Origin of the sequence: Citrobacter sp. LUTT5, from assembly GCF_009905315.1 — a bacterium.
GTDB classification, from domain to species: Bacteria; Pseudomonadota; Gammaproteobacteria; order Enterobacterales; family Enterobacteriaceae; genus Citrobacter; species Citrobacter freundii.
Genome location: NZ_CP047606.1, coordinates 3489182 through 3515830 on the forward strand (window position 1 = coordinate 3489182; position 26649 = coordinate 3515830).

General features: G+C 54.0%; 23 protein-coding genes. 12 read left to right on the plus strand and 11 right to left on the minus strand.

The genetic code is table 11. The annotated features are described in order from the left end of the window. Positions 1-13: 13 nt before the first annotated feature. Positions 14-1624: a (2,3-dihydroxybenzoyl)adenylate synthase EntE gene (entE, locus tag GUC46_RS16920; RefSeq protein WP_032948773.1), complete on the minus strand. Its 1611-nt coding sequence runs from the start codon at positions 1622-1624 to the stop codon at positions 14-16. 31 nt (positions 1625-1655) lie between these two features. Then, complete coding sequence (entC, locus tag GUC46_RS16925) at positions 1656-2831, minus strand: isochorismate synthase EntC (protein WP_160180522.1); 1176 nt, start codon at positions 2829-2831, stop codon at positions 1656-1658. A gap of 187 nt (positions 2832-3018) precedes the next feature. Between entC and fepB the strand changes: the two genes are divergently transcribed. Continuing rightward, entirely contained in the window at positions 3019-3975 is a 957-nt protein-coding gene (fepB, locus tag GUC46_RS16930) for a Fe2+-enterobactin ABC transporter substrate-binding protein (protein ID WP_003835643.1), read from the plus strand. Between the two features lie 61 nt (positions 3976-4036). Here fepB and entS read toward each other — a convergent pair whose 3' ends face one another. Continuing rightward, positions 4037-5272 (minus strand): enterobactin transporter EntS, encoded by a 1236-nt coding sequence (gene entS, locus GUC46_RS16935; RefSeq protein WP_048233246.1) that lies wholly within the window; start codon positions 5270-5272, stop codon positions 4037-4039. Between the two features lie 109 nt (positions 5273-5381). Here entS and fepD point away from each other — a divergent pair, with 109 nt between their 5' ends. The 3 genes from fepD to fepC are packed head-to-tail and all read left to right on the plus strand — an operon-like array spanning position 5382 to position 8172. Beyond that, on the plus strand, positions 5382-6389 hold the full coding sequence (gene fepD, locus GUC46_RS16940) for a Fe(3+)-siderophore ABC transporter permease (protein ID WP_003835646.1): 1008 nt from the start codon (positions 5382-5384) through the stop codon (positions 6387-6389). Further along, positions 6386-7378, plus strand: coding sequence for an iron-enterobactin ABC transporter permease (gene fepG / locus GUC46_RS16945; protein ID WP_003022026.1), 993 nt, complete (start codon positions 6386-6388; stop codon positions 7376-7378). The genes fepD and fepG overlap by 4 nt, the downstream gene beginning before the upstream one ends. After that, positions 7375-8172, plus strand: coding sequence for an iron-enterobactin ABC transporter ATP-binding protein (gene fepC, locus GUC46_RS16950; protein WP_003022023.1), 798 nt, complete (start codon positions 7375-7377; stop codon positions 8170-8172). The genes fepG and fepC overlap by 4 nt, the downstream gene beginning before the upstream one ends. Positions 8173-8218: 46 nt before the next feature. Here the strand turns inward: fepC and wzz(fepE) are convergent, their stop codons facing one another. The 4 genes from wzz(fepE) to fes form a co-directional block, all read right to left on the minus strand. Further along, positions 8219-9352 (minus strand): LPS O-antigen length regulator Wzz(fepE), encoded by a 1134-nt coding sequence (gene wzz(fepE) / locus GUC46_RS16955; RefSeq protein WP_160180524.1) that lies wholly within the window; start codon positions 9350-9352, stop codon positions 8219-8221. A 228-nt stretch (positions 9353-9580) separates the two neighbouring features. Then, the gene (gene entF, locus GUC46_RS16960; RefSeq protein WP_160180526.1) at positions 9581-13471 is read right to left on the minus strand and encodes an enterobactin non-ribosomal peptide synthetase EntF; all 3891 of its coding nucleotides are present in this window, start codon (positions 13469-13471) and stop codon (positions 9581-9583) included. Beyond that, positions 13468-13686, minus strand: coding sequence for an MbtH family protein (locus GUC46_RS16965; RefSeq protein WP_003835654.1), 219 nt, complete (start codon positions 13684-13686; stop codon positions 13468-13470). Before GUC46_RS16965 ends, entF begins: the two co-directional genes overlap by 4 nt. A gap of 30 nt (positions 13687-13716) precedes the next feature. Then, positions 13717-14934, minus strand: coding sequence for an enterochelin esterase (gene fes / locus GUC46_RS16970; protein WP_130714895.1), 1218 nt, complete (start codon positions 14932-14934; stop codon positions 13717-13719). A 253-nt stretch (positions 14935-15187) separates the two neighbouring features. Here fes and GUC46_RS16975 point away from each other — a divergent pair, with 253 nt between their 5' ends. Next, positions 15188-17461: a TonB-dependent siderophore receptor gene (locus tag GUC46_RS16975; RefSeq protein WP_160180528.1), complete on the plus strand. Its 2274-nt coding sequence runs from the start codon at positions 15188-15190 to the stop codon at positions 17459-17461. Between the two features lie 49 nt (positions 17462-17510). Further along, entirely contained in the window at positions 17511-18164 is a 654-nt protein-coding gene (entD, locus tag GUC46_RS16980; RefSeq protein ID WP_130714897.1) for an enterobactin synthase subunit EntD, read from the plus strand. On the opposite strand, the gene GUC46_RS16985 is transcribed toward entD, so the two are convergent. Then, positions 18139-18858 carry a GNAT family N-acetyltransferase gene (locus GUC46_RS16985; protein ID WP_160180530.1) on the minus strand — a complete coding sequence of 240 codons (720 nt, stop codon included), beginning with the start codon at positions 18856-18858 and terminating at the stop codon, positions 18139-18141. The genes entD and GUC46_RS16985 overlap by 26 nt on opposite strands. Positions 18859-19000: 142 nt before the next feature. Here GUC46_RS16985 and GUC46_RS16990 point away from each other — a divergent pair, with 142 nt between their 5' ends. After that, entirely contained in the window at positions 19001-20119 is a 1119-nt protein-coding gene (locus GUC46_RS16990; protein WP_130714899.1) for a YbdK family carboxylate-amine ligase, read from the plus strand. A 66-nt stretch (positions 20120-20185) separates the two neighbouring features. Beyond that, complete coding sequence (locus tag GUC46_RS16995) at positions 20186-20434, plus strand: DUF1158 domain-containing protein (protein WP_003835669.1); 249 nt, start codon at positions 20186-20188, stop codon at positions 20432-20434. A 21-nt stretch (positions 20435-20455) separates the two neighbouring features. On the opposite strand, the gene GUC46_RS17000 is transcribed toward GUC46_RS16995, so the two are convergent. Together GUC46_RS17000 and GUC46_RS17005 are read right to left on the minus strand one after the other, a co-directional pair. Continuing rightward, complete coding sequence (locus GUC46_RS17000) at positions 20456-20797, minus strand: RamA family antibiotic efflux transcriptional regulator (RefSeq protein ID WP_003021996.1); 342 nt, start codon at positions 20795-20797, stop codon at positions 20456-20458. Between the two features lie 17 nt (positions 20798-20814). Next, the gene (locus GUC46_RS17005; protein WP_130714900.1) at positions 20815-21927 is read right to left on the minus strand and encodes an MBL fold metallo-hydrolase; all 1113 of its coding nucleotides are present in this window, start codon (positions 21925-21927) and stop codon (positions 20815-20817) included. A gap of 189 nt (positions 21928-22116) precedes the next feature. Between GUC46_RS17005 and GUC46_RS17010 the strand changes: the two genes are divergently transcribed. The 4 genes from GUC46_RS17010 to GUC46_RS17025 all read left to right on the plus strand — a co-directional run bounded on the left by GUC46_RS17010 (position 22117) and on the right by GUC46_RS17025 (position 25148). Next, positions 22117-22698 carry a TetR/AcrR family transcriptional regulator gene (locus GUC46_RS17010; RefSeq protein ID WP_061548872.1) on the plus strand — a complete coding sequence of 194 codons (582 nt, stop codon included), beginning with the start codon at positions 22117-22119 and terminating at the stop codon, positions 22696-22698. Continuing rightward, positions 22698-23066 (plus strand): MmcQ/YjbR family DNA-binding protein, encoded by a 369-nt coding sequence (locus GUC46_RS17015; RefSeq protein ID WP_130714901.1) that lies wholly within the window; start codon positions 22698-22700, stop codon positions 23064-23066. Before GUC46_RS17010 ends, GUC46_RS17015 begins: the two co-directional genes overlap by 1 nt. Before the next feature lie 119 nt (positions 23067-23185). After that, on the plus strand, positions 23186-23839 hold the full coding sequence (gene nfsB, locus GUC46_RS17020) for an oxygen-insensitive NAD(P)H nitroreductase (RefSeq protein WP_003021982.1): 654 nt from the start codon (positions 23186-23188) through the stop codon (positions 23837-23839). Between the two features lie 64 nt (positions 23840-23903). Beyond that, positions 23904-25148 (plus strand): mechanosensitive ion channel family protein, encoded by a 1245-nt coding sequence (locus GUC46_RS17025; RefSeq protein WP_003835682.1) that lies wholly within the window; start codon positions 23904-23906, stop codon positions 25146-25148. A 54-nt stretch (positions 25149-25202) separates the two neighbouring features. On the opposite strand, the gene pheP is transcribed toward GUC46_RS17025, so the two are convergent. Next, entirely contained in the window at positions 25203-26597 is a 1395-nt protein-coding gene (gene pheP, locus GUC46_RS17030) for a phenylalanine transporter (RefSeq protein WP_003847467.1), read from the minus strand. Positions 26598-26649 lie beyond the last annotated feature (52 nt).

Here is a 26649-nt window from a genome sequence, read left to right on the forward strand (position 1 = left end):
TTCTATTTCTCCTTCAGGCCAGTGAACGTGATGCCAGCCACTGACGTAATTGTTTTTTATCTACCTTCCCCACTGGAGTCAGCGGTAATGACTCAACGCACTCAACACGATCGGGTAATTTGAATTCCGCCACACCCTGTTCGCGCAGAAAACGGCGCACCTGAACCGCGCGCAGCGGCTCTTTTACCACTAGCCAGGCACAGCTTTTCTCGCCCATCAGTTCGTCATCCATACTGACCAGCGCGGCATGGATAACCATTGGATGGCGCAGCAGCAGGTTTTCAATCTCTTCAGCAGCGATCTTCTCCCCGCCGCGGTTGATCTGATCCTTTTCGCGTCCCTGAACGGTGATGTAGCCATCCGGGTCGATAGCGATCAGATCGCCGGAACAGTAAAAGCCGTTGGCGTCAAAGGCGCTGGCATTATGCTCAGGGCTTTTGAAATAACCACGGAAGGTGTACGGACCACGTGTCATCAAGCGTCCGGTCTCTCCCTGGGCTAAGGGGTTGCCGTCAGCGTCTGCTACCCAGACTTCATCATCAGGACACATCGGGCGCCCCTGGGTATTGATGATGCGCTCAGGACTGTCGTCCAGACGGGTGTAGTTCACCAGCCCTTCCGCCATGCCGAAGACCTGCTGCAACTGGCAGCCAATCTCAGCCGGAATACGCGCCGCAAGCGTGGCGGAAAGTCTCGCTCCACCGACCTGTAGCAGTTTCAGCGAAGCCAGTTGCGCATTGCTGCCCCACTCCGCAATCGCCTGCAACCACAGGCTCACCGCAGGTGGCACCAGCGCCGTGACGTTCACCTGATGCTGTTCAATCAGCGGGAAACACAGGGTAGCGCTAGGGTCGGCCGCCAGCACGACGGTGCCTCCGGCCAGGAACACGCCCAGCGCGCCTGGCGAACTCATGGCGTAGTTATGCGCCGCCGGGATTGCGCATAAATAACGCGTTTCCCCGGTGAAGCGGCAAATCTCATTGCTGCGACGCACGCTGTAGTAGTAATCGTTATGAGTGCGAGGAATCAGCTTTGGCGTCCCGGTCGTCCCGCCGGAAAGCTGGAAGTACGCCACCTCATCAGCGGGCGACGGTGTAGCCGTAAAATCAGTCGCAGGTTGGCTTATCGCCGTTTGCAGATTGTGTTCACCTTCGTCGTTGTGCAGTTGCACCACGCGCACTGAATTGTGTTCGGCCACAAAAGCGTTTAGAAAATCGTCCCCGCTAAACAGCGTATGCTGGCGATCGGCAATCAGCAGCGCCGGTTCAATCTGTTTGGCATAGGCGTTGAGTTCGTTACGCTGATGGCTGAACAGGGCCAGCACCGGAGCTACGCCCAGCTTGAGTAACGCAAAGAAGGTGATATATAGCTCAGCCACATTGCCCAGTTGTACCAGCGCGGTTTCACCGGGTTTAATCCCTTGGCGACGCAAACTGCAGGCTAGATTGTCAGCGGCCTGATTCAGCTGGCGATAGCTCAGATGGCGTTCACCATCAATAACCGCCGTATGGTCGCTGTCGGCGTGACGGGTCAGAATGTCGGTCAGCGGCAAATCCTGCCAGTAACCTTTTTCACGATACCTGCGGGCAAACTCTTCCGGCCAGCGGGTGAATGGAATACTCATTATTGCTCCTTAAAACCAGTCCACAAGGCTCTTAATGCAGTCCAAAAACATTCAACATCGTGGAGAGCTTGGCCCCCGTTTCACGCCATTCCGCAACCGGGGAAGAGGCTGGAACAATTCCTGCTCCGGCAAAGAAACGCACCTGATTGCGCAACAGCTTCGCACAGCGGATCGTCACCACCCACTCACCGTTACCTTCGGCATCACACCAGCCGACAATACCGCCGAACAGTTCGCGATCGAACGGCTCCAGCTCGGCGATAAGCTTGCGCGCAACCTGATGTGGGAAGCCGCTCAGCGCAGGCGTCGGGTGCAGCAGGCACGCCAGCGTCAGGGCGTTTTCCTGCGCGTTGGCTTTACCTTCAAACGGCGTGCCGAGGTGCCAGAGCGTCGGCGTAGTAACCAGCTGCGGAGAAGAAGGCAGTTGTAGTTCACGGCTGCGATCGCGCAATATCGTTTTCATAGCTTGCGTCACCAGTTCGTGCTCATGGCGGTCCTTCTCAGATGCCAGCAGGCGGATCCCTGCTTCGCGATCCAGCACATCATCAGGCTGACGACGTGCAGAGCCCGCCAGCGGCAGAGAACTGAAACGCTCGCCTTCTTTGCGCAGAAGCAATTCCGGGCTGGCACCAATCAATACGCCGCCGTCTTCAATCGGCACATGGAAGTTGTAGCTCGCTGGATTTTGCGCCACCAGACGCTCCAGCAGCGCACCACTGTCAATGTTGGCATCGGTGGTGATATCGATCAGGCGTGACAACACCACTTTGTCGACTTCCGGAGTAGACGTCAGCGCAGCCGCCCGGGCGACCATATCTTCAAAAAAGTCCTGTTCCGGGATCGATTTACGTTCCACGACGTTCAGCGACTGATGCGCGTTAAAATAACGTGATGACTGCTGCTTCGCCGTACGAGAAAAGCTCTGCCACGATTGGGGAATAAACAGCGATGATGGCTGGCGGGTGTCAAAAGGGATCGCCCCGACCATGATGGGGTTCGCAATGCCCTGCGATTTGGCATCAGCAAACAGTGAGAGCATTTTCTGTTGGAAAGGGCTGTCTGGCGAGTCGCCATCAATTGCCGGTTCCGCATAGCGGGCGAAGCATCCTGACGTCGTAAAACTACGGTACGGCGACATAAAGAAAAAACTGTCGGGAGCGAGCGTCGGCATAGTCTGCGTTTTTTCCTCGGCCAGTGACGTATCCATATCATCCTCCAAAAATGATAAAGGCTCTAATAATGATTATCATTTATATTTTCGGTCGCTAACCTAAAAGTAAAGCGGCGGTATGTCAACTCTTGTGGTAGCACAATGTGCGACTTTGGCTTGCATCCTTGCTCACTAACAATGAAAATGAGAAGCATTACTTATACTGATAACAGGAAGCTGATTCGTGAGTCTCCCCTCTTTTTGCCGCACCGTGCTCTTACTGGCAGGTTTATCTCTTTCAGGAATTTCTTCAGGTCACGCCGCCGACTGGCCGCGTCAGGTTACTGACAGCCGCGGCACGCATACGCTGGAGCATAAACCGCAGCGAATTGTCTCCACCAGCGTGACCCTCACCGGTTCGCTGCTGGCGATTGATGCCCCGGTCATCGCCAGCGGTGCCACTACGCCGAACAATCGCATCGGCGATGCGCAGGGCTTTTTACGCCAGTGGAGCGAAGTGGCAAAAGAACGCAAACTGAGCCGCCTGTATATCGGCGAACCGAGCGCTGAGGCCGTCGCAGCTCAAATGCCGGATTTGATTCTGGTAAGCGCCACCGGGGGCGATTCTGCCCTCGCGCTGTACGATCAGCTGTCCACCATTGCGCCAACGCTCATCATTAATTACGACGATAAAAGCTGGCAGTCGCTGCTGACCCAGTTAGGTGAAATTACCGGTCAGGAGCAACAGGCTGCTGCGCGTATTGCCGAGTTTGATAAGCAACTACAGGCAGTTAAGCAACGTATTACCCTGCCACCACAGCCGGTCAGCGCGCTGGTATATACCGCCGCGGCGCACAGCGCCAACCTGTGGACGCCTGAGTCAGCGCAAGGCAAGCTGATGGAGCAGTTAGGGTTCACGCTGGCAACGCTGCCTGCCAACTTGCATACCAGCCAGAGTCAGGGCAAACGCCACGATATCATCCAGCTTGGCGGTGAGAACCTGGCGGCAGGCCTGAACGGCGAAGCGCTGTTCCTGTTTGCTGGCGACAGCAAAGATGCCGATGCTATTTACGCTAATCCGCTTCTGGCGCATCTGCCAGCCGTGCAAAATAAACGTGTTTACGCCCTGGGTACGGAAACCTTCCGTCTCGACTACTACAGCGCAATGCTGCTGCTGCAACGTCTGTCGGCTCTGTTTTAATTGCCAGCGCCGGATGCGGCTAACGCCTTATCCGGCCTACAATCCGTAGAGCACAACGCGATCAGACATTCACGGGGACTTGCCGGAATCGGCGCACTTCTCCCAACAACAGCAGCAGTAAAAGACCGACAATCACCAGCCCAAACCCACTCACGCTTGCCGAAGCAACTGGCGTCATCATCGCGCCCAGGCCACCTAACAACGCCGCGCCAATCGCATCGCCGGTGACGTTCTGTGCGGTCCACAAACCATTAATTCGCCCGAGCATCGCTTCCGGCGTCTGCGTCTGTAACAGGGTGTACTGCAACAACGAACTGACCGCACTTAGCCAGCCAAACAGCGCCAGGCAAATAACCCCAAGCTGCCAAATGGGCATCAAGCCAAACAGACCGATAGCCAGAAATGAAGCCACGGTCGATGCCAGCATGATCAGTCCCGGACGAAGACTGTGCGCCAGTTGTCCGCTGGTCAATGCACCCACGGCTGCCCCCAGCGGAATAGCCGCATACAGCAGGCCAATTTGCGCACTCGACATGTGCCAGTTAATCGCCAACGCCGGATACAGCACGCGGACGGCGCTCGCCATGGTTAACAGACCACCGAGCAGTGCAATACCGCCAATCAGCGGGCTGGCAAGCAGAAAGCGGAATGCTGCCAGCAGCGATTTCAGCGGATGCTCACGCGGCTGCGGCGGAGGCGGCAACGCGGGAAGACTCAGCAACGGTAGTAAGGTAATGAAGGTTCCCGCCGCCGCCAGTCCGTAGTTCCAGGCCACGCCGCCGGTCGCGAGCAACACCCCGCCAAGCATCGGTGAAATTACCGATCCCAGACGCACCGTCAGCATGGTAATCGCCCCGGCCTGCATCAGATTCTCCCGCCCGACCAGCGCTGGCGTCGCTGCCAGTAAAGCAGTCACGCCCAGCGAAGCAAAGAAACCGTCCCATAAGCCAAGCAGATAAATTGCCAGTAACGACGGTTCGGGAAGTAACGCATTCAAACACAGGCCAATAAAGCCAATGCCACAGGTACCACGCGCCAGCAGGATCACTTTTTTACGCTCATAGCGGTCGGCCAGCACACCGCCCACCATCAGGCCAATAAACATTGCACTGCCGGTCAGCGTCACCGACAAACCGACCTGCCAGGTCGACTGGGTCATCATCTGGATTTGTACCGGAACCGCTACGCCGAGTAGCCCCAGAGAGACAATGGAAATAAAACGGGCGAGGAAGACTGCACGAAATGCAGGGTGGGTCTTTAACAGGCTGAGATTGAGCAGCCATGATTGTCGATTCATTACAGAGCCTTACCAGGTACTTTTTCAATATCCATTCGATGGCTGCACATGCTAACATATCCAAATAAGATCGATAACGATAATTACTATCATTATCAGGGAAGTTGATATGTCATGCTCTGTTTCCGCGACACGCGCCTTCGCCGTGCCCGGACTATTGTTATTACTTGTTCTGACCACGGTATTAAGTCTGGTTATTGGCGCCAAGTCGCTACCTGCCTCCGTGGTGCTGGATGCGCTCACCGGCAGTTGTCAAAGCGCTGATTGCACCATCGTGCTTGACGCGCGACTCCCACGCACGCTGGCGGGGCTGCTCGCCGGTGGTGCGCTGGGCCTGGCTGGCGCATTAATGCAAACGCTCACGCGTAATCCTCTCGCCGATCCCGGCATTCTGGGTGTCAACTCCGGTGCCAGCTTCGCTATTGTGCTGGGCGCCGCGCTGTTCGGCTTTTCCTCTGCGCAAGAGCAACTGCTGATGGCCTTTTGCGGTGCGCTGGCTGCGTCACTGATCGTAGCTTTTACCGGTAGTCAGGGCGGTGGGCAGTTAAGCCCGGTACGTTTGACGCTGGCGGGCGTTGCCCTGGGCGCGGTGCTGGAAGGATTATCCACCGGCATCGCCCTGCTCAACCCGGACGTTTACGATCAGTTGCGTTTCTGGCAAGCTGGCTCACTGGATATCCGCAGCCTGCAAACGCTGAAGGTTGTATTGGTACCAGTACTGATTGCCGCGGCTGTCGCACTGTTCCTCAGTCGCGCCCTGAATAGCCTGAGCCTCGGGAGCGACACAGCTACCGCGCTTGGTAGTAAAGTCGCTCGCACACAGTTTATTGGCCTGCTGGTTATTACCGTACTGTGCGGCAGCGCGACCGCGATTGTCGGTCCTATCGCCTTTATCGGCCTGATGATACCTCACATGGCGCGCTGGCTGGTGGGGGCGGATCACCGCTGGTCACTGCCCGTCACCCTGTTGGCAACCCCTTCTCTGTTACTGATTGCCGATATCATCGGTCGCCTGATTGTTCCCGGCGAGCTGCGCGTGTCGGTGGTCAGCGCTTTCATCGGCGCGCCGGTGCTTATCTTTCTGGTACGCCGTAAATCGCGCGGGGGTGGCGCATGATGCACCTCTCCCGCCGCCTGATAATCAGCAGCCTACTGCTGGTTGCAGGTTGTCTCGTCATTGGTTTATGGAGCCTGCGTAGCGGCGTTGTTACGCTGGAAACCCAGCAAATTATTGCCGCCCTGCTCGGCGATGCGCCGCGCAGTATTACCCTGGTGGTGACCGAATGGCGTTTGCCACGCGTGCTCATGGCGCTATTGATTGGCGCAGCGCTCGGCGTGAGCGGCGCAATATTTCAGTCGCTGATGCGTAACCCTTTGGGCAGTCCGGATGTGATGGGCTTTAATACCGGTGCCTGGAGCGGTGTGCTGGTGGCAATGGTGCTGTTCGGACAGCATCTTACCGCGATCGCGCTGGCGGCCATGCTCGGTGGGATCCTGACTTCTCTGGTGGTCTGGGCGCTCGCCTGGCGCAATGGGATCGACACCTTCCGGCTAATTATTATTGGTATCGGCATACGCGCCATGCTGGTGGCGTTCAACACCTGGCTACTGCTGAAAGCATCATTAGAAACCGCGCTAACGGCCGGACTGTGGAACGCTGGATCGCTCAATGGCCTGACCTGGGCCAAAACCTGGCCGTCTGCCCCGCTGATTATCATCATGCTGGTATGCGCCACATTGCTGGTACGCCGGATGCGCTTACTGGAAATGGGTGATGACAGCGCCTGTGCGCTTGGTGTCAGCGTTGAGCGCTCGCGTCTGATGATGATGCTGGTTGCGGTTGTACTGACCGCTGCCGCCACCGCGCTGGCGGGTCCTATCTCGTTTATTGCCCTTGTCGCGCCGCATATCGCGCGACGTATAAGCGGCACATCGCGCTGGGGATTAACCCTGTCAGCGCTGTGCGGCGCGTTGCTGCTGTTGATGGCGGATTTATGCGCCCAACAGCTGTTTATGCCTTATCAGCTTCCGGTGGGCGTTGTCACCGTAAGCCTCGGCGGTATTTATCTTATCGTCTTGTTAATTCAGGAGTCCCGCAAAAAATGACCGAATCAGTAGCCCGTTTGCGTGGCGACCAGTTAACGCTGGGTTATGGCAAGTTTACCGTGGCGGAAAACCTCAATGTGTCGATTCCCGACGGTCACTTCACCGCGATTATCGGGCCAAATGGCTGCGGGAAATCGACATTGCTGCGCACGCTTAGTCGCCTGATGACGCCCGCGAACGGCAAGGTCTGGCTCGACGGCGAACATATTCAACACTATGCCAGCAAGGAAGTCGCCCGAAGAATAGGTTTGCTGGCGCAAAACGCCACCACGCCGGGAGATATTACGGTACAGGAGCTGGTTGCCCGCGGGCGCTATCCGCACCAGCCGCTGTTTACCCGCTGGCGGCAAGAGGATGAAATTGCGGTCTCAAACGCCATGCAGGCGACGGGTATCACCCACCTGGCATCACAAAGTGTGGATACCCTTTCCGGCGGACAACGTCAACGTGCATGGATTGCGATGGTGCTGGCGCAGGAAACGTCGATTATGCTGCTTGATGAACCCACCACCTGGCTGGATATCAGTCATCAGATCGATCTGCTGGAACTGCTGAGTGAGTTAAACCGGGAAAAAGGCTACACGCTGGCCGCCGTTTTGCACGACCTGAATCAGGCCTGTCGCTATGCGACGCATCTGATTGCGCTGCGAGACGGAAAAATTATTGCCGAGGGAGCACCGAAGGAGATCGTCACCGCGCAGCTTATTGAAAAAATCTATGGACTGCGCTGTATGATTATCGACGATCCAGTTGCCGGAACGCCGTTAGTAGTGCCGCTTGGACGCAGCAAATAACACGCGTTATCGTAAGGCGGCTGGCTTGCCGCCATACGATAATTCATCACACCAGTTGCTGATCAATAAACGTCATTTTTTGCTTACGCGACACCATGGCATAGTTCAGCAGAACGCCACCACACGCCACCATTCCACCCAGTAATGCGGCCAGAATAACGATCATTGATTTAGCCGGGCCATCTTTTTTCACCGGCAGCGAAGGCGTAAGTTGATATTTAAACGGTGTGAATTTTACGTCGCTCACATTCATCGCTAACAGTTGCTCAACGTGATACTGCCGATTACGTAATTCACCGTTAATTTCAGCAACATCCGTTACTGATTTTTCTATTTCTAATTTACGTTCGATGCCGTCAGCACCCAGTGAAATAGAGAAATCGGGGTCATCCTTTACCGCCTGACCATTACTGTAGACCGGCTTTTTAATCCCGGCGGCATTGGCAATCTCCAGCGAGTAGTTCAGTCGCTGGATATTTGCTTCCAGCTGGTTCTTGAGCCTGACGCGATCCATCTCCAGCCTTTCTTTTTCGAAGCTGGTTTTGATGGACAGTTTATTGCGAATATCTTCCAGCGTTTCTTTCACTACAATATCAGAAATATACTGGATATATCCCTTCAGCACAGACTGAGCTTCTTCGGCCTGAGGTGCGGTAAAACTCAGCGTCCATGAGGTATACAGCGAAGTTTCATTCTTTTTTGCTGCATTGCTGTCGGTCGCTTTCATATTTTCACTGAGCCTCACGATTGCCCGGTGCAGGTCCATTTCGTCGATATCGGCGCCTTTCAATTGATCCATCACGTAAGGTGAAGTGCGCAGATATTCTTCTAATAATGAAGGCGACTGGAATTTTTTGATAAACAGGTTAAACACATCACCACGGTTAACGCTAATATCCATATCCAGCACGCGCAATTTGGTCAACGTATTCTCGAGACTCTGCCACTGAACCGGTTCTGCGGGGGTCACGATTGCCTGACTGGTCCATTTTTGCGGAAGCAGGAAAGATACCAGAATACCCACACAAGCAAAGGCGAAAACGGTCGCGATAATTTTCGTTCTTGCTCGCCATAAGATTTCGATTAGGTTCACTAAATCGATTTCATTTGCGTTTGCCGCTGGCTGAGGATAGCCAGTAAATTCCGAAACGTTCTCTTGCTTAATATTTAATGATGACATGTTGCGTGACCTGAAAACTTTCCCAAAAGAAAAACATTTCTGTGGGGGAAGTCTACCAGCTAGTCAGAATAATCCGAAACACTCTTTGTGCTGGAAGCCCTACCAAAAATTATATTAGGAATTTATTCACCCCTTTAATCGCCCTCTGTCCCCAAGAAAGATCAACTCCATAACATATCATTTACATTATGGAGTTATTCGATCGTTCCGATAACGAAATAAGTCTGGTTATACCGATTTATTGATCAGGGTGTTTATGATTGGCCCTATCACCTCAAACGAGACGGGGGAAATAATATCAACATGCGCGCAGTCGTGGCGGTAAACATCCAGACTGGATATCCACGGGGCCCAGCTACGTTCAGGGCTGACACCCGGCACTAAGGTACGCTCAGCAACGAACAGCGTGGCGTGACCTGCAAACGGCACGCTGTGCGCCGTGGTGAGCAGGCGAACCGCATCGGCGTAGTTGCCTTCGATCGCGTTAAATAAGGCCTCTGACGCATTCCCCTGCTGCGCCGCCAGAAAGGCTTCGCGTTCACGCTCGATCTCCGCCAGCACCGCTGGATCCAGCCCATTGGCCTCTTTTTCTTGCCAGTTTTGCGTCTCTGGCGGCCAGGTATCCAACAGACCGAGGAATGCAACCGACTCTCCTCTGGCATGTAAGCGCGCGGCGATCCCCTGTGCCAGCGTGCCGCCCAGCGAATAACCTAATAAATAGTAAGGTCCGTGAGGTTGTTGACTGAGCAGCGTTGCCAGGTGATGTTCGCATACCGAGTCGAGATTTTCCGCCGTTTGCATCGGGCCATCCGGTCGTGGCGACTGAATACCCATAATCGACCACTGAGGGCTGAGATAACGCGACAGCACGCTAAACTGCCAGGCAAAACCCGACGCCGGATGGAAGCAGAACAACGTTGGGCCGTGACTTTCACGCAGTGGCAATAGCGTCTCGAATCCCAGACGCTGCGACTGTTCATCATCATTGCTCTCCAGCAATGCGCTCAGTTGTTCCACGGTGGAAGCCACCATAATCTGCCCGGGCGTCACCTGACGCTCAAAAATGCGGCTCAACTGCGCTGCCAGCTTCATCGCCAGCAGCGAATGCCCACCAAGCGCAAAGAAATCAGCCTCTACATCATTCACCTCACAATCCAGCAAGGCCGCAAAAGACTGCGCGATGGTGGTCTCAGTCCCTGCTCGCGGTGCGCGCCCGGAAACACGCGACGTCAACTGCGGCATCGGTAGCGCTTTACGATCCAGTTTACCGTTCGCGCTAAGCGGCAACTCCGCCAGTTGTAACAATACCGTCGGTACCATGTGCGCAGGCAGTTTTTCGCGCAGACGTTCCCGCAACACAGCCGTATCCAGCGGCAAACCCGATTGCGACACCAGATACCCCACAAGTTGACGCGCATCGCCGCCTGTCGCCGCAGCCTGGTTGAATACGCAGGCATGGGCAACGGCATGCTCGACATCAGGCAACTGTTGCATCACCCGGTCAATCTCGCCGAGCTCAATGCGCTGTCCACGAATTTTAAGCTGGTCATCGCTGCGCCCGAGGTATTCCACCGCGCCATTTTCCAGCCAGCGCGCCACATCTCCGGTACGGTACATACGTTCACCGACGTTAAACGGATCGGCGATAAAGCGGCTCGCTGTCAGATCCGGACGTCCCAGATAGCCTTGCGCCAGTTGGATCCCCGTCAGATACAGGTCACCCGCTACGCCGAAAGGCACCGGGCGCATCATGGCATCCAGAATACGTAAACCGGTATTCCATACCGGATAGCCAATCGGTACGCTGTTGCCGGTTACGGCAGCGAGATCTTCTCCCCAAGCCGGATACCAGCTCACATCGACCGCAGCTTCCGTTGGTCCGTACAAATTGTGCAGTGGCGCATGAGTCAACTGCTCCCACTCACGGCATAAATCGGCTGGCAAGGCTTCGCCGCTGCAAAATACCCGTTTCAGAGAGGCACAACTCTCCCGCGCGGTTTCCGGCGTCAGTGAAGCGACAAAAGCGGCCAACATAGAGGGGACAAAGTGCGTGGTCGTCACCCCATAACGGGCAAAGAACTGCTGCATCTCCAGCGGATCGCGGTGCGCTTCAGGTTCTGCCATGACCAGTTTTGCCCCGGCAATAAACGGCCAGAAAAACTCCCATACCGAGACGTCAAAACTGCATGGCGTTTTTTGCGCCACCACATCATCTGCGGTCAGCGGATAGTGATTTTGCATCCACAGCAGACGGTTAACGATGGCGGTTTGCCCAACCATCACCCCTTTTGGTCTACCGGTAGAACCGGAAGTAAAAATGATATAGGCGGTATGATTGGGTTGAGATAGCGCCAACGGAGCAGCATCTTCTGCTGGCAGCGGCGAGTCATAGCAGAGACTTTCCAGCCCTGGGATATCGCTAAAACGCGCCAGTTGCTCTTCAGTCGCTATCAACAATTTTGGCTTCGCGTCTTCGAGCATCATCCGCAGGCGATCCTCCGGGTATCCGGTATCCAACGGCAGCCAGGCAGCTCCGGCTTCCACAATACCGTGCAGCGCCAGCGTCAGGAACACAGAACGCGGTAATGCCACTGCTACGCTGTCGCCAGGACGGACGCCGCGTTCGCGCAGAAGGCTCGCCAGCGCCACGACCTGCTGGCGCATTTCGCGATAGCTAAACTGATAACGGGCATCGGCCAGCGCCGGGGCATCCGGCGTTTTATCGGCCTGCTGTGTCACCAGTGCGCTAAGCGTAGTGAACGGGATCTCCACGGTCGTGTCGTTAATCTTCGCCAGCCGCTCATGTTCTGTAGGCAACAGCATCCCGGCGTCGCCGCAGCATAGCGACGGATTGTCAGCAAACTGCTCGATAAGCCCGATTAAACGCGAGGCATGCTGCGCCAGCGTTTCTGCATCGTAGCGCTGTTTATTGGCCAGGATTTCAATACTCAGCCCGCCGTTTTCATCCGGGAACAACGCCAGTTCAAGATCGTTCACCGGTCCTGTCGCCAGCGTATGAGTTTGCGCCTGAACGCCGGGAATATTCAGATGATAGTCGAATATTTTCACATTCAGCACCGGGCCAAACAGCGGCTCTGCACCGGCTGCACGCCCGCTGTCGCGAACGATTTGTTCGGCATCATAACGTTGATGCCGACGCATTTTCTTCAACTGCCCGGCCAGTCGTTGTGCAAGCGCAGGCAAGCTTTCTGCCGCATCCAGCCTCACACCAAATGGCAGAACGTTTAAAACCGGTCCAGTGGACGTCAACGCCGCCGAGCCCATGCGCCGCATAAAGATAAACCCGGCGGCATAATCCATTCGGCTGCATAAACGACCCAGCCACAATGCCACCAGCGCGAGGGCCAGATCCGCACGCTGAACGTCAGGCATGCGCGCCGCAAGCCGGCGAAACGCTCCTTCAGGCGCGGTTAACTTCATGCGAATAATATCCGCGCTGGCCGAGCGTCCCGGCAACGGATTGTTCGACAGTGAAGCCGGTGGTGGCAGTTGTTTTCGCTGCTCGCGCCAGAAGGCTCCGTCGCGTTGCCAGGCATCACTTTGACGGTACTGTTGATACTCTTCCACCACCTCGGCGAACGGCGTAAAAGGCGAGTCTGGCGTAGACTCGCCATATAGCCATGCGCGATAGATTGCGGCTATCTGGCGGGTAATGGCCGGGAAGCTGAAGCCATCGACCAGCAAATGATGGTAACGCTGATACCAATACCAACGTTTATCTCCCACCTGTAAAAGCTGGTGAAAAACCAGCGGCTTATTGCCGTCAGCACGTATGTCCTGCTGCAGGTCTGCCTGCATCAACGCACGCGCCGCCTCATGTGGGTTGGATTTTTCGCGCAGATCGATGATTTCGGGTTGCGCAAAAGTGAGCGCAGGATCCACCCATTGCCAGACCTCGCCGTTATCTTCGCTAAACTGCATTCGCAAGGTATCGGCCTGCTCCAGGCCCGCCACAACCGCTTTCGCCAGCAACAACGCGTCCAGTTCGCCGGTTAATTCTACGTAGTGCGCCACGCTCCACGCCGAGGGCAATGTGGAGAGTTTTTCCGCCATCCAGATCCCCGGCTGAGCCGCCACTAACGGTAAACGCTGAGTCATGGAGCCTCCTGCACATCGACATAGTTCGCGGGCGTCAGCGTGGTCCAGTTTGCATCCAGCCATTGCTGGCAGGCTTCCTGGGATTGGGGTTCGCAAGCAATTTGCCAACCAGCAGGAAGTGAACACTGCTGCGGCCAAAGGCTAAACTGACGTTGGGGATTTTGCAGAATGTAAAACTGGCCCTGCGGATTATCGAAGGGGTTACTGAATTCCATACTCAACTCCTGTCGTGGAATGTCGTCCGGTTAAATCGTGTCGGTAAGCGGTTGCCAGAGCGTCATTAGCCCTTGCATCAGACCTCCGCGCCAACAAAGCGCATCGTGTCCACCATCAACCTGACGCCAGAAAATAGACTGTAGTGCAGAAGGTAACTGGGCATATAACGCCTGATTAGCGCGATAAATAATGGGCTCGCGGATCCCCGCTTCCAGGACAATACGCAGTCCCTGAGCGCTGATGGTCCCGGTCTTCAGTTGCTCGACGATCGCTCCGTCCTGACCACCACCACGATGCGGCCACCAGTAAGAGCCCGACTGGCTAAGAACACAGCCAAAGCGCGCGGGCCAGTTCAGCCCGGCATACAGCGATGACAACCCGCCAAAACTTTGCCCGGCGACGACAGTACGCTGCGGATCGTCACTGAATGCGGTTGTCGTCTTCACCAGCGGCAACAGCTCCTCTTGTACCGCCAACCAAAAATCCGCGTTACACGGCAGTTCGCGGCTACGGTGATCCGTGTCGATGGCATCAATCAGGAGATAAACGGCAGGAGGAAGGTGTCCGCGATGCGTGAGTGAAGTTAGCGCAGGCCAGACCGGCATACTCTGTGCCCAAAACTGCCCATCCAGCAGGATAGCCAGCGGACGAGATTCCGCTTGGGCCACTCCGGTGGCAAATACCCATACGCGACGCGTATTACCAAGCCTGGCGCTACGCCATTGCAGGCAAACTGCGGGTGAATCGGGGTCTTCAGGTCGATCCCATCCGGGCTGTACGGGCGCCTCCGGCATTTCCAGCGCAGACACCGCATGGCCGCGACCGCCCTGCCAGCTCTGCGGATTAAGGGGATCGGCAATGGCCTGCGGCAGCAATTGCCGCCAGCCTTCACGCAGTACGCTTCGGTCAGGCGCTGCGCCCACCGCCAGCGAGGAAAAGATATCGTTTCGTGTTGTCGGGATAAAACAGTAGCTGCCGCGCCAGTTGGCGCTGAGAGAAACACGCCAGCACCAAACATTTGTTCCATCAATGCGTTGCATCGACTGAGGGGTAGCGTTTTGATGATGATCGGTGACGCCAGTGATATAGACCCACACGCGATGAATGGCTGACTCTTTCTCCGTTCCCTGCGGGTCACGCCACCAGAAGGTTACCCGATAATTTCCGTTGTCTTCACGCTCCCACTCCGGGCCTTTTTTTGACTGCCACCACGCCTCGCTTCCCATCTTTAACGTCGTCACCGCCATAACCCCATGTTTATTGTGAAATTTTATGATCTAGCGTGAAATATATTGATAATATTATTGATAACTATTTGCATTTGCAATAGCGTATTGTCGCGCTGTGGGAAGCGCGCACAGTTTTTCACCACTTATAAACCGACCTGGCGCTGCGTACTTTTTCTGGAATGGATAGTTTACGCAGATGCGGGCGACATCAGACCAAATGCCGCACCGAGGCACATTGGTACTCGTGGCTAAAAGAACAGCAGGACATACAATGAACAACAAGATTCATTCACTGGCCTTATTGGTCAATTTAGGGATTTACGGGGTAGCCCTGCCAGCAATGGCAGAAGATCAAACCGATAGCGTAGCTGTCTCTCATGAAGACACCATCGTCGTTACCGCCGCCCAGCAGAACCTACAGGCGCCGGGCGTGTCAACCATTACCGCTGATGAAATTCGTAAGAACCCTCCCGCTCGCGATGTGTCGGAAATCATCCGTACCATGCCTGGCGTTAACCTGACCGGTAACTCAACCAGCGGTCAGCGCGGCAACAACCGCCAGATCGATATTCGCGGCATGGGGCCAGAAAACACCCTGATTTTGATCGACGGTAAACCGGTTACCAGCCGTAACTCCGTACGCCAGGGCTGGCGCGGCGAGCGTGATACCCGCGGCGATACCGCCTGGGTTCCACCGGAAATGATTGAGCGTATTGAAGTGCTGCGCGGTCCTGCCGCGGCACGCTATGGCAATGGCGCAGCTGGCGGCGTGGTGAACATCATCACCAAAAAAGGCAGCAATGAATGGCACGGTTCCTGGGATACCTATTTCAACGCCCCGGAACACAAAGACGAAGGATCGACCAAGCGCACCAACTTTAGCCTGAATGGTCCAATGGGTGGGGATTTCAGCTTCCGCCTGTACGGTAATCTCGATAAAACCCAGGCCGACGCATGGGACATCAACCAGGGTCATCAGTCAGAACGTACCGGCACATATTCAAATACCTTACCAGCCGGTCGTGAAGGGGTGATCAACAAAGACATTAACGGTGTGGTTCGCTGGGATTTCGCCCCACTCCAGTCACTGGAGCTGGAAGCCGGTTATAGCCGTCAGGGCAACCTGTATGCGGGCGACACTCAAAACACTAACACCAACCAACTGGTGAAAGATAACTACGGGAAAGAGACCAACCGTCTTTACCGCCAGAACTACTCTCTGACCTGGAATGGCGGCTGGGATAACGGCGTCACCACCAGCAACTGGGTACAGTACGAACATACACGTAACTCCCGTACGCCTGAAGGTCTGGCGGGCGGTACTGAGGGTATCTTCGACCCGAATGCGTCACAAAAATATCTCGATGCCGACCTGAGTGACGTCATGCTGCACAGTGAAGTCAGCATTCCGTTAGATCTGCTGGTCAACCAAAACCTGACGCTTGGTACCGAATGGAACCAGCAACGCATGAAGGACATGTTGTCCAATTCACAGACCTTTATGGGCGGTGATATTCCAGGTTCGAGCAGTACCAACCGTAGCCCATACTCAGACGCAGAGATTTTCTCTCTGTTTGCTGAAAACAACATGGAACTGACCGACAGCACCATGTTGACGCCGGGTCTGCGTTTCGACCACCACAGCATCGTTGGTGACAACTGGAGCCCATCTCTGAACCTGTCCCAGGGTCTGGGTGATGACTTCACGCTGAAGATGGGGATTGCGCGAGCCTATAAAGCACCAAGCCTGTACCAGCTCAACCCGAACTACATTCTGTACAGCAAAGGCCAGGGTTGCTACGCCACCGGTTCCGCGACGGGCATTGGTTGCTACATGATGGGCAACGATGACCTGAAGGCCGAAACCAGTATCAACAAAGAGATTGGTCTTGAGTTCAAACGTGACGGCTGGCTGGCCGGGGTAACCTGGTTCCGTAACGATTACCGCAACAAGATTGAAGCGGGTACGGTACCGTTCGACAGAACGTCTATCACCAGCAAAGGGAAGACGACTTACACTGATATCTATCAGTGGGAAAACATTCCTAAAGCAGTGGTTGAGGGTCTGGAAGGTACGTTGAACGTACCGGTTAGCGAAACCGTTAACTGGACCAACAACATTACCTACATGCTGCAAAGTAAGAATAAAGAGACCGGCGAGCGCTTGTCGATTATTCCTGAATACACGCTGAACTCAACGCTGAGCTGGCAAGCGCGTGAAGATTTATCGCTGCAGTCAACCTTCACCTGGTACGGTAAACAGAAGCCGAAGAAATACGATTACCAGGGTAAACCGGTAATCGGTAGTTCGGCGAGTGAAGTCAGCCCGTACAGCATCGTCGGCCTGAGCGCGACCTGGGACGTGACGAAAAATGTCAGCCTGACTGGCGGCGTGGATAACGTCTTCGACAAACGTCTGTGGCGTGAAGGCAATGCCCAGACCACGGGCGATATTGTAACCGGGAACTATATGGCGGGCGCAGGCGCGCACACCTATAACGAACCGGGCCGGACGTGGTTCATGAGCGTTAACACGCACTTCTGATAACGTTTCTCCCTCTCCTCGCTACGGGGAGAGGGAAACAATAACGACGATGCACACAACGCACACAGCACTCACTTTCGCAGACCACACGCTGCACATTGTCAAGTTCGATCCCGACACCTTCCAAGAGCACGACCTGTTCTGGCTCCCCCACCATACTCAGCTTCAATCCTGTGGGCGTAAGCGTAAAGCTGAGCACTTAGCGGGGCGTATTGCCGCAGTACATGCATTACGTGAATACGGTATCAAAACTGTGCCTGGCATCGGCGGGCAGCGACAACCGCTGTGGCCACAAAAGTTGTTTGGCAGCATCAGCCACAGTACGTCAACTGCGCTGGCGGTGGTATCGACGCATCCCGTCGGACTGGATATAGAAGCTATTTTTACGCCACAAACCGCAGTTGAGCTGACTGGCGGTATTATCGACAACAGCGAACAACGAATTTTACAGCTCAGTCCTTTGCCCTTTCCGCTCGCCTTAACCTTGGCGTTTTCCGCCAAAGAGAGCGTGTATAAAACATTTTCCGCGCAGGCATCGGAGCTGCCGGGTTTTGCCAGCGCCAAAATAGTTGCACTCACAGCGACACACTTAACGGTGCAACTCACCCCGTCATTTCCGCAAAACCTCGCCGGGCAGGAAGTTAATGTTCGCTGGTTTCAGCATGATGAAAACATCATTACTCTGTGTGAAGCGGCTTTGTAACAAAGTCAGCCATTGACCGGCGTTGCCGCCCGTGTTTATCAAAGTTCTCCGCCGCCAGCCAGCGCTGTAACACGGCGTCACACCGGGGCCATTCGCCGTCAATCATCGATAACCAGTCGCTGTCGCGATTGCGACCCTTGCGCACAATCTTCTGGCGAAAGCGTCCTTCGAAGATAAACCCAAGGCGTTCCGCCGCCCGTCGAGAAGCAGTGTTCAGAGAATCGCATTTCCACTCCACGCGACGATAACCCAACGCAAACGCCTGGCGCAGCAACAGCCAGATGCTTTCAGTGCCAAGTACCGTATTTTTCATGCGCGGTGACCAGGTCACATGACCAATTTCGACCGAACCGTGCTCGCGTTCGATCGCCATAAAACACACCAGTCCGACGGCACGTCCGAAACGCTGATCAATGACGGCATAGGGAACCAAAGAGGCATCAGTGGATTTCCCCTCAACCCAACAAGCTGCAGCCTCAACGCTTGTGGGGCGAGAGCTTGCAAGCCAGGTCCAGTCGCGATCGTCCGGTGCCTGCGCGTAAGCATCAAACAGATCGGCGGCATGGCTGTCGGCATCCAGAGGAACCAGTCGACAATATTGACCGACAAGCGTTTCCCGTGGCAGTACGGCAGCGCCATTCCAGTCCGGCACAACATCGCCGACGGTCTGCCCATAAAGATTTATTTCCGGCACGATTCAACCCCAGTTGCGAAGTAAAAAATAGTTATAACACCAGCTATTTCACCTTCAAAGCGTCACCAGGGAATATCTGACAACGAACAGAAAATCAGCCGCCCTTCTATACTGATTAAAAATCAACGCTGAAGAGAGTCTTATGCCACTTCCCGATTTTCATGTTTCTGACCCTTTCACGTTAGGCATTGAACTGGAAATGCAGGTGGTCAATCCTCCGGGCTACGACCTGAGCCAGGATTCTTCCCGGCTGATTGACGCCGTAAAGCCGCTGCTTACCGCCGGAGAAGTCAAGCACGATATCACGGAAAGTATGCTGGAGATGGCGACCGGAGTTTGTCGTAATATCGACCAGGCGAGTGCTGAATTATCCGCCATGCAGCAGATAATCACGCGGGTTGCTGCAGAGCAGCACCTCGCCATTTGTGGCGGTGGTACGCATCCATTTCAAAAATGGCAACGTCAGGAAGTCTGCGATGACGAACGCTATCGGCGTAACCTGGAAAATTTCGGTTATCTCATTCAGCAGGCGACGGTATTCGGTCAGCATGTGCATATCGGCTGCGCAAACGGCGACGATGCCATATACCTTCTGCATGGCCTGTCGCGATTTGTTCCGCATTTTATTGCGCTCTCTGCCGCTTCACCTTATATGCAGACGTCCGACACGCGGTTTGCCTGCGCGCGACTGAATATATTCTCCGGATTTCCCGATAATGGCCCGATGCCATGGGTGAATAACTGGCAGGAATTCGAGGGGCTATTCCGTCGACTGACTTACACCAGCATGATTGATAGTATTAAAGATTTACACTGGGATATCCGTCCCAGCCCACACTTTGGCACGGTAGAGGTTCGGGTAATGGATACGCCGCTGACCCTTGATCATGCGGTCAATATGGCAGGGCTTATTCAGGCTACCGCCCACTGGTTACTCACCAAACGTCCGTTCAAGCACCAGGAGCGTGATTACCTGTTGTATAAATTCAATCGTTTTCAGGCCTGTCGCTTTGGTATGGAGGGAATCATCACCGACGTCAATACCGGCGACGGTTGTCGCTTGTCAGATGATACATTGCAACTACTGGAGAATGTTGCTGTCTCTGCGGATAAAGTGGGCGCGGCCAGCGCGATTGAAGCCTTGCATCTGCAGGTTAAGCATGGTCATGACGAGGCGCAAAACATGCGTGACTTCGTCGCCGAAGGCGGGTCGCTGAGTGGTCTGGTGAAAAAACATTGTGAGATTTGGGCCGGGCTGTAAACGTGGCGTTTGCGTTGCCCACAGAGATCCCGGACAATGGCTTTTTAACTCAAGTTTAACAATACCATGAAACACCCGCTTGAATCACTGATGACCGCCGCCGGGATCCTGTTGCTGGCATTTTTGTCCTGTCTGCTGCTGCCCGCCCCATCAGTTGGCCTGGTACTGGCGCAAAAATTCGTGGCCACCTTTCATTTGATGGATCTCAACCAGTTTTATACTTTGCTGTTTTGTCTGTGGTTTTTACTGCTGGGGGTGATTGAGTATTTCGTTTTGCGCTTCATATGGCGGCGCTGGTTCTCGCTGGCGGATTAGGCCCGCGAGAACCCTTAGCTGTTAATGCGTTCGGCTATGATTTTCTTTGCGATAAGCGCCCGGCGGCTGGCTGAACGTACGGGTGAAAATACGCGTAAAGGTCTGCTGCGAATCGAATCCGTATTTCAAACAGATGTCGTACACTTTCTGGTCGGTATCGCGTAGATCGCGCGCGGCCAGTAGCAGCTTACGTTCCCGAATGTAACGCCCGAGGCTTTCGCCTTTATACTGCATAAAAAGACGCTGCAGGTGCCATTTTGAATATCCCGCATGGCGTGCAATATCATCAATGCGCAATGGTTGATTCAAATTATCATCAATCCATTCAACAATCGTATCAATTACCTGAGCAGAAATCGTCATCATGCTCTCCCCTGTATTCATTGAGTCACCTGTTGCCACCAGGCCGTAAACAGTTGGTCCGGTTCGGACAGTATTACCGGTTCACCCAACATTGGCGTCAGCAATCGGTAATTGTAACGACGGCTGGCAAGCGCCAGTCGTTTGTAAGGATCATCCCAGGTATGTTTCGCCAGAACGAAACGACCTGCATGCCCTGGTAGAACGGCTTTCGCATGCAGATCGACCGCAGCCTGTGCCGTCTCTTCCGGCATCATGTGAATAAACTTCCAGTCATGGTCATACTGGCCGTTTTCCATAATCGCCAAATCAACCGAGCCAAACTGCTCGCCGATGGCTTTAAAATGCGGTCCATAGCCGGAATCGCCGCTGTAATAAACGTTCTGCTCCGGCGTTTCAAACATGAAACTCGCCCATAGCGTCTGATTGCGCTTGATGCCTCTCCCCGAAAAATGACGGGCTGGCAACGCATGAACGATCAGCGAATCCGTTACTCTGATGGATTGATTCCAGTCCATCTCGTCGATTATCTCGCCGCGCATTCCCCAATAACGTAGATGTGACCCTACGCCAAGCGGCGTAATCACCCGCTTAATTTTCGGCATTAACGCCTTGATCGTGGCGAGATCCAGATGGTCATAGTGATCGTGCGAGATAATGAGCAGATCGATCTCCGGCATCGTCTGTGCGGACCACGGATAATCACCGGCAAAGGCTTTGTTCAGGAATGAAAGCGGTGCAGCATAGTTGCTAAACACGGGATCGATCAGGATACGTTGACCCGCCAGCTGCAAATACCACGAAGAGTGACCCAACCAGACAAGCGTGTCCTGCTCTGGAGATAACCCAGCGAGATCGGTCGCCACCAATGGCAACGGATGTGCTGGCCGCGCATTTTCGCGCTTAGCGACCAAAAACTCCCACCAGGCAGCCAGCATACTTTTGTTGCCGGTATAGCCCGGTGTTGGCACCTGGTTACGAAACTGTCCATCACGATAGTGCGGTGACTGTTCAACCTGACTCAGCTGTGCCCCTTTCGGCGCCTGACCAAACCCGGCATTGAGTAAAAACGGTAAACTTGCAGCTGCGCCAATGAGCATAATAACAACCACACAAACTGTGAGACGCTTCATATCCTGACCTTAAACACGCCCCCTTTCCGCTGGTTTGCGTGACTGACTCTTGATTATGAGTGAGTAAGCACTCATTATAGAAATCGAAAGTTCGCCGTCAAGATGATTTTCAATCTTTGACATTCACCGTTGCGGTGCTGCAAAGGCCGTGATTCAATCATGCTTTTTACAACTTAAGGGTAAAGTGTAGTGGCTCGTCCGAAGAGTGAAGACAAAAAATTGGCATTACTGGAAGCTGCAACCACAGCATTTGCGCAATCAGGTATTGCGGCATCTACCGCCGTAATTGCCCGCAATGCAGGTGTTGCGGAGGGAACGTTGTTTCGCTATTTCGCGACCAAAGATGATTTAATCAACGAGCTTTACCTCTTTTTAAAGCACGATCTCTGTCAGTCGATGATGGCAAATCTGGATCGCTCCGTGACCGATGCCAAAACCATGACTCACTATATCTGGAACAGCTACATTAGCTGGGGCCTGAACCATACCTGTGGGCATCGCACGATTCGCCAGTTAGCCGTTAGCGAGAAAATCAGCAAAGAAACAGAACAGCAGGCCGACGATATGTTCCCGGAACTGCGCGATCTTTGTCATCGCTCCGTGCGACCTGAGTTTATGTCTGACGAATATCGCGCCTTCGGCGATGGCCTTTTTCTCTCTTTGGCGGAAACCACCATGGAGTTCGCAGCCCGCGACTCTACCCGGGCCAAGGAATACATATCGATGGGATTTGAAGCGATGTGGCGCGCACTAACCCGCGAGGAACAATAATGGACGGCCAGACACTCCATACCTGTGCGAAACGCCTTGCGCTCGAACTGCCTTTTACCGAACACTGCTGGCCATTCGGCCCGGAATACGATGTTTTCAAGGTTGGCGGAAAAATTTTTATGCTGGTCACGGAGCTTCGCGGACGTCCGCTTATTAACCTGAAATCCGATCCGCAAAAATCACTGTTAAACCAGCAGATCTACCCCAGCATTAAACCCGGCTATCACATGAATAAAAAGCACTGGATCTCGGTCTATCCGGGCGACGACATTACCGAGTCATTACTGGCAGAGCTGGTGAATGATTCCTGGCACCGCGTCGTTGACGGCTTGCCGAAGCGGGTTCAAAAACGCCTGCGTCCAGGTTGATTTATCGTTAACCCCGATAAGTGTTTTTGCATTTTCCTGTCTTATCTTTTTCCTGCTAACCCTGTACCCTGCTGAAACAAAACGTACCCGCAGGGTATAAAAAACCACCAGGAGTAGTTATGGATATTGTTTCTGTCGCCTTAAAACGTTACTCCACTAAGGCATTCGATCCGACTAAAAAACTGACCGCTGAGCAGGCCGAAAAATTAAAAACGCTGCTGCAGTTTAGCCCATCCAGCACCAACTCTCAGCCATGGCATTTTATCGTTGCCAGTACTGATGAAGGTAAAGCGCGTGTGGCCAAATCCGCAGCCGGCGGCTTTGTGTTCAACGAACGTAAAATGCTGGATGCTTCCCACGTAGTAGTGTTCTGCGCCAAAACGGCGATGGACGACGCGTGGCTGGAGCGCGTGGTGGATCAGGAAGAGAGCGATGGCCGCTTCGCCACCCCTGAAGCTAAAGCTGCAAACCACAAAGGTCGTACCTTCTTTGCTGATATGCATCGCAAAGAACTGAAAGATGACAACCACTGGATGGCAAAACAGGTGTACCTGAACGTTGGTAACTTCCTGCTGGGCGTTGCAGCAATGGGTCTGGATGCAGTGCCGATCGAAGGCTTTGATGCGGCGGTGATGGATGCAGAGTTTGGTCTGAAAGAAAAAGGTTTCACCAGCGTAGTGGTGGTCCCGGTGGGTCATCACAGCGTAGAAGATTTCAACGCCGCGCTGCCGAAATCCCGTCTGCCGCTGGAAACAACGCTGACGGAAGTCTAGTCCCCGCATTTGCATAAGCTCCGCACAGCGGTCATCATAGACCGCTGTTTATTAAGGAGACGTTATGCAGGAATTGATATCTCAGGTAGAAGAACTCGGCATTGAAATAAATCACACCACTTCGCTGGTGATGATTTTTGGCATTATTTTTATCACCGCCATTATTGTTCACGTTATTTTGCACTGGGTGGTATTACGCGCATTTGAAAAACGCGCCAGCACCAGTTCCCGTCTGTGGTTGCAAATTATCACGCAGAACAAATTATTCCACCGCCTGGCGTTTACGCTGCAAGGTATCATCGTCAATATACAGGCCACACTCTGGCTACAAAAAGGCAGTGAAGCGGCAGATATATTAGTGACTTGCGCACAGCTGTGGATCATGATGTACGCCCTGCTGTCCCTGTTTTCTCTGCTGGACGTTATTCTTAACCTGTCACAAAAGCTCCCAGCCGCATCCCAATTACCCTTAAAAGGTATATTTCAGGGTATTAAACTGATCGCCGCCATCCTGGTCGGGATCCTGATGATTTCCCTGCTGATAGGTCAATCGCCGGCAATACTGATAAGCGGCCTGGGTGCCATGGCAGCCGTGCTAATGCTGGTATTTAAAGACCCGATTCTCGGTCTGGTGGCCGGAATACAGCTCTCGGCCAACGACATGCTTAAGCTTGGCGACTGGCTGGAAATGCCGAAATACGGTGCAGACGGTGCTGTTATCGATATTGGTTTAACCACCGTCAAAGTACGCAACTGGGATAACACCATCACCACGATCCCCACCTGGTCACTGGTATCAGACTCTTTTAAAAACTGGAGCGGAATGTCGGCTTCAGGCGGTCGGAGAATTAAACGCAGCATCAGCATTGATGCCACCAGCATCCATTTTCTTGATGAGGATGAGCGTCAGCGACTGCATAAAGCACACCTGCTGAAACCGTATTTGACCACGCGTCACCAGGAAATCGACGCGTGGAATCAGCAATTAGATGCGCCTGAATCGGTATTGAATCACCGCCAAATGACCAATATTGGCACCTTCCGCGCTTATCTGAACGAATATTTGCGTCATCACCCGCGTATTCGCAAAGATATGACGTTAATGGTGCGCCAGCTTGCGCCAGACGATCACGGATTACCAATCGAAATTTATGCTTTTACCAATACGGTGGTCTGGCTGGAATATGAAAGTATTCAGGCTGATATCTTCGACCATATCTTTGCCGTGGTCGAAGAGTTTGGCCTGCGCATTCATCAGTCGCCTACCGGAAACGATATTCGCGCACTGTCTGGCGCATTTCAGCGTTAATCTGCAGAATAGATAAATCACCGATCTCATCACCAGGATGAGATCGGTAGAAACTTAGCGGGACTTACGGCGCAGCAGTTTGAAGGCCACAAACAAGAACATGATCCACACTGGCAGCAGGATAGCTGACAGGCGCATCTCATCCATCGTACACATCAGCACCAGGATCATGCCAAGGAAAGCAATACACAGGTAGTTCCCTGCTGGATACAGCAGCGCTTTAAACTGCGTGTCACGGCCCTTGCGACGCATCGCCGCCCGGAACCGCAGGTGTGCCAGGCAGATCATAATCCAGTTCAGCAGCAGCGTCGCCACCACCAGCGCCATCAGCAGGCTAAAGGCCTTTTGCGGCAGCACATAGTTGATCAGTACCACCAGCGACGTAATAGCACCGGAAAGGATCAGTGAATTCACCGGTACGCCGCGACGGCTGACGCGGGTTAAGAACTTCGGCGCGTTCCCCTGAACCGAGAGACCAAATAGCATACGACTGTTAGAGTAGACGCCACTGTTATACACCGACAGCGAAGCCACCAGGATGACAAAGTTCAGCGCAGAAGCCACCACGTTGCTATCAAGATTATGGAAAATCATCACAAACGGGCTGCTGTTGGATTTCACTTCCACCCACGGGTATAGCGCCAACAGCACCACCAGAGAACCGATGTAAAACAGCAGAATACGGTACACCACCTGGTTTACCGCCTTTGGAATGCTTTTCTGCGGATCCTGCGCTTCCGCGGCGGTAATCCCGATAAGCTCCAGCCCGCCAAAGGAGAACATAATCACTGCCAGCGACAGAATTAATCCGTTCCAGCCGGTAGCAAAAAAGCCGTTGTAACGCCACAGGTTATCGATGCTTGCATGTTCCCCGCCGTTACCGGAAAACAGCATCCACACGCCAAAACCTATCATGCCGATAATGGCCAGCACTTTAATCAGTGCGAACCAGAATTCCGTTTCGCCATACAGACGTACGTTGACCAGATTGACGGCGTTGATGATCACGAAGAATGCCGCGGCCCAAATCCAGGTCGGGACATCGGGCAGCCAGTACTGCATGTAGATCCCGGCCGCTGTCAGTTCCGCCATACCGACCAGCACAAACATCACCCAGTAGTTCCAACCGGACAGAAAACCCGCGAACGGTCCCCAGTATTTATAGGCAAAGTGGGCAAAGGATCCGGAAACGGGTTCTTCCACTACCATTTCGCCCAGTTGACGCATAATCAAAAAAGCGATGATCCCGGCCACACCGTAACCCAGTAACACCGCAGGTCCCGCCATCTGAATAGCCGGGCCAATGCCCAAAAACAGGCCCGTACCAATTGCACCGCCCAGTGCAATTAACTGAATATGGCGGTTTTGCAACCCTCGTTGAAGCGTCGGCTCATTTGTTGACGCGGCATCAGACACGCTGGTGTCAGATGCAGTTGACGCGTTTTTCACGCCCTTCCCCTGTGTCGTTTTTATTGAAGGGGCTTCTTTTAACATTTCAACC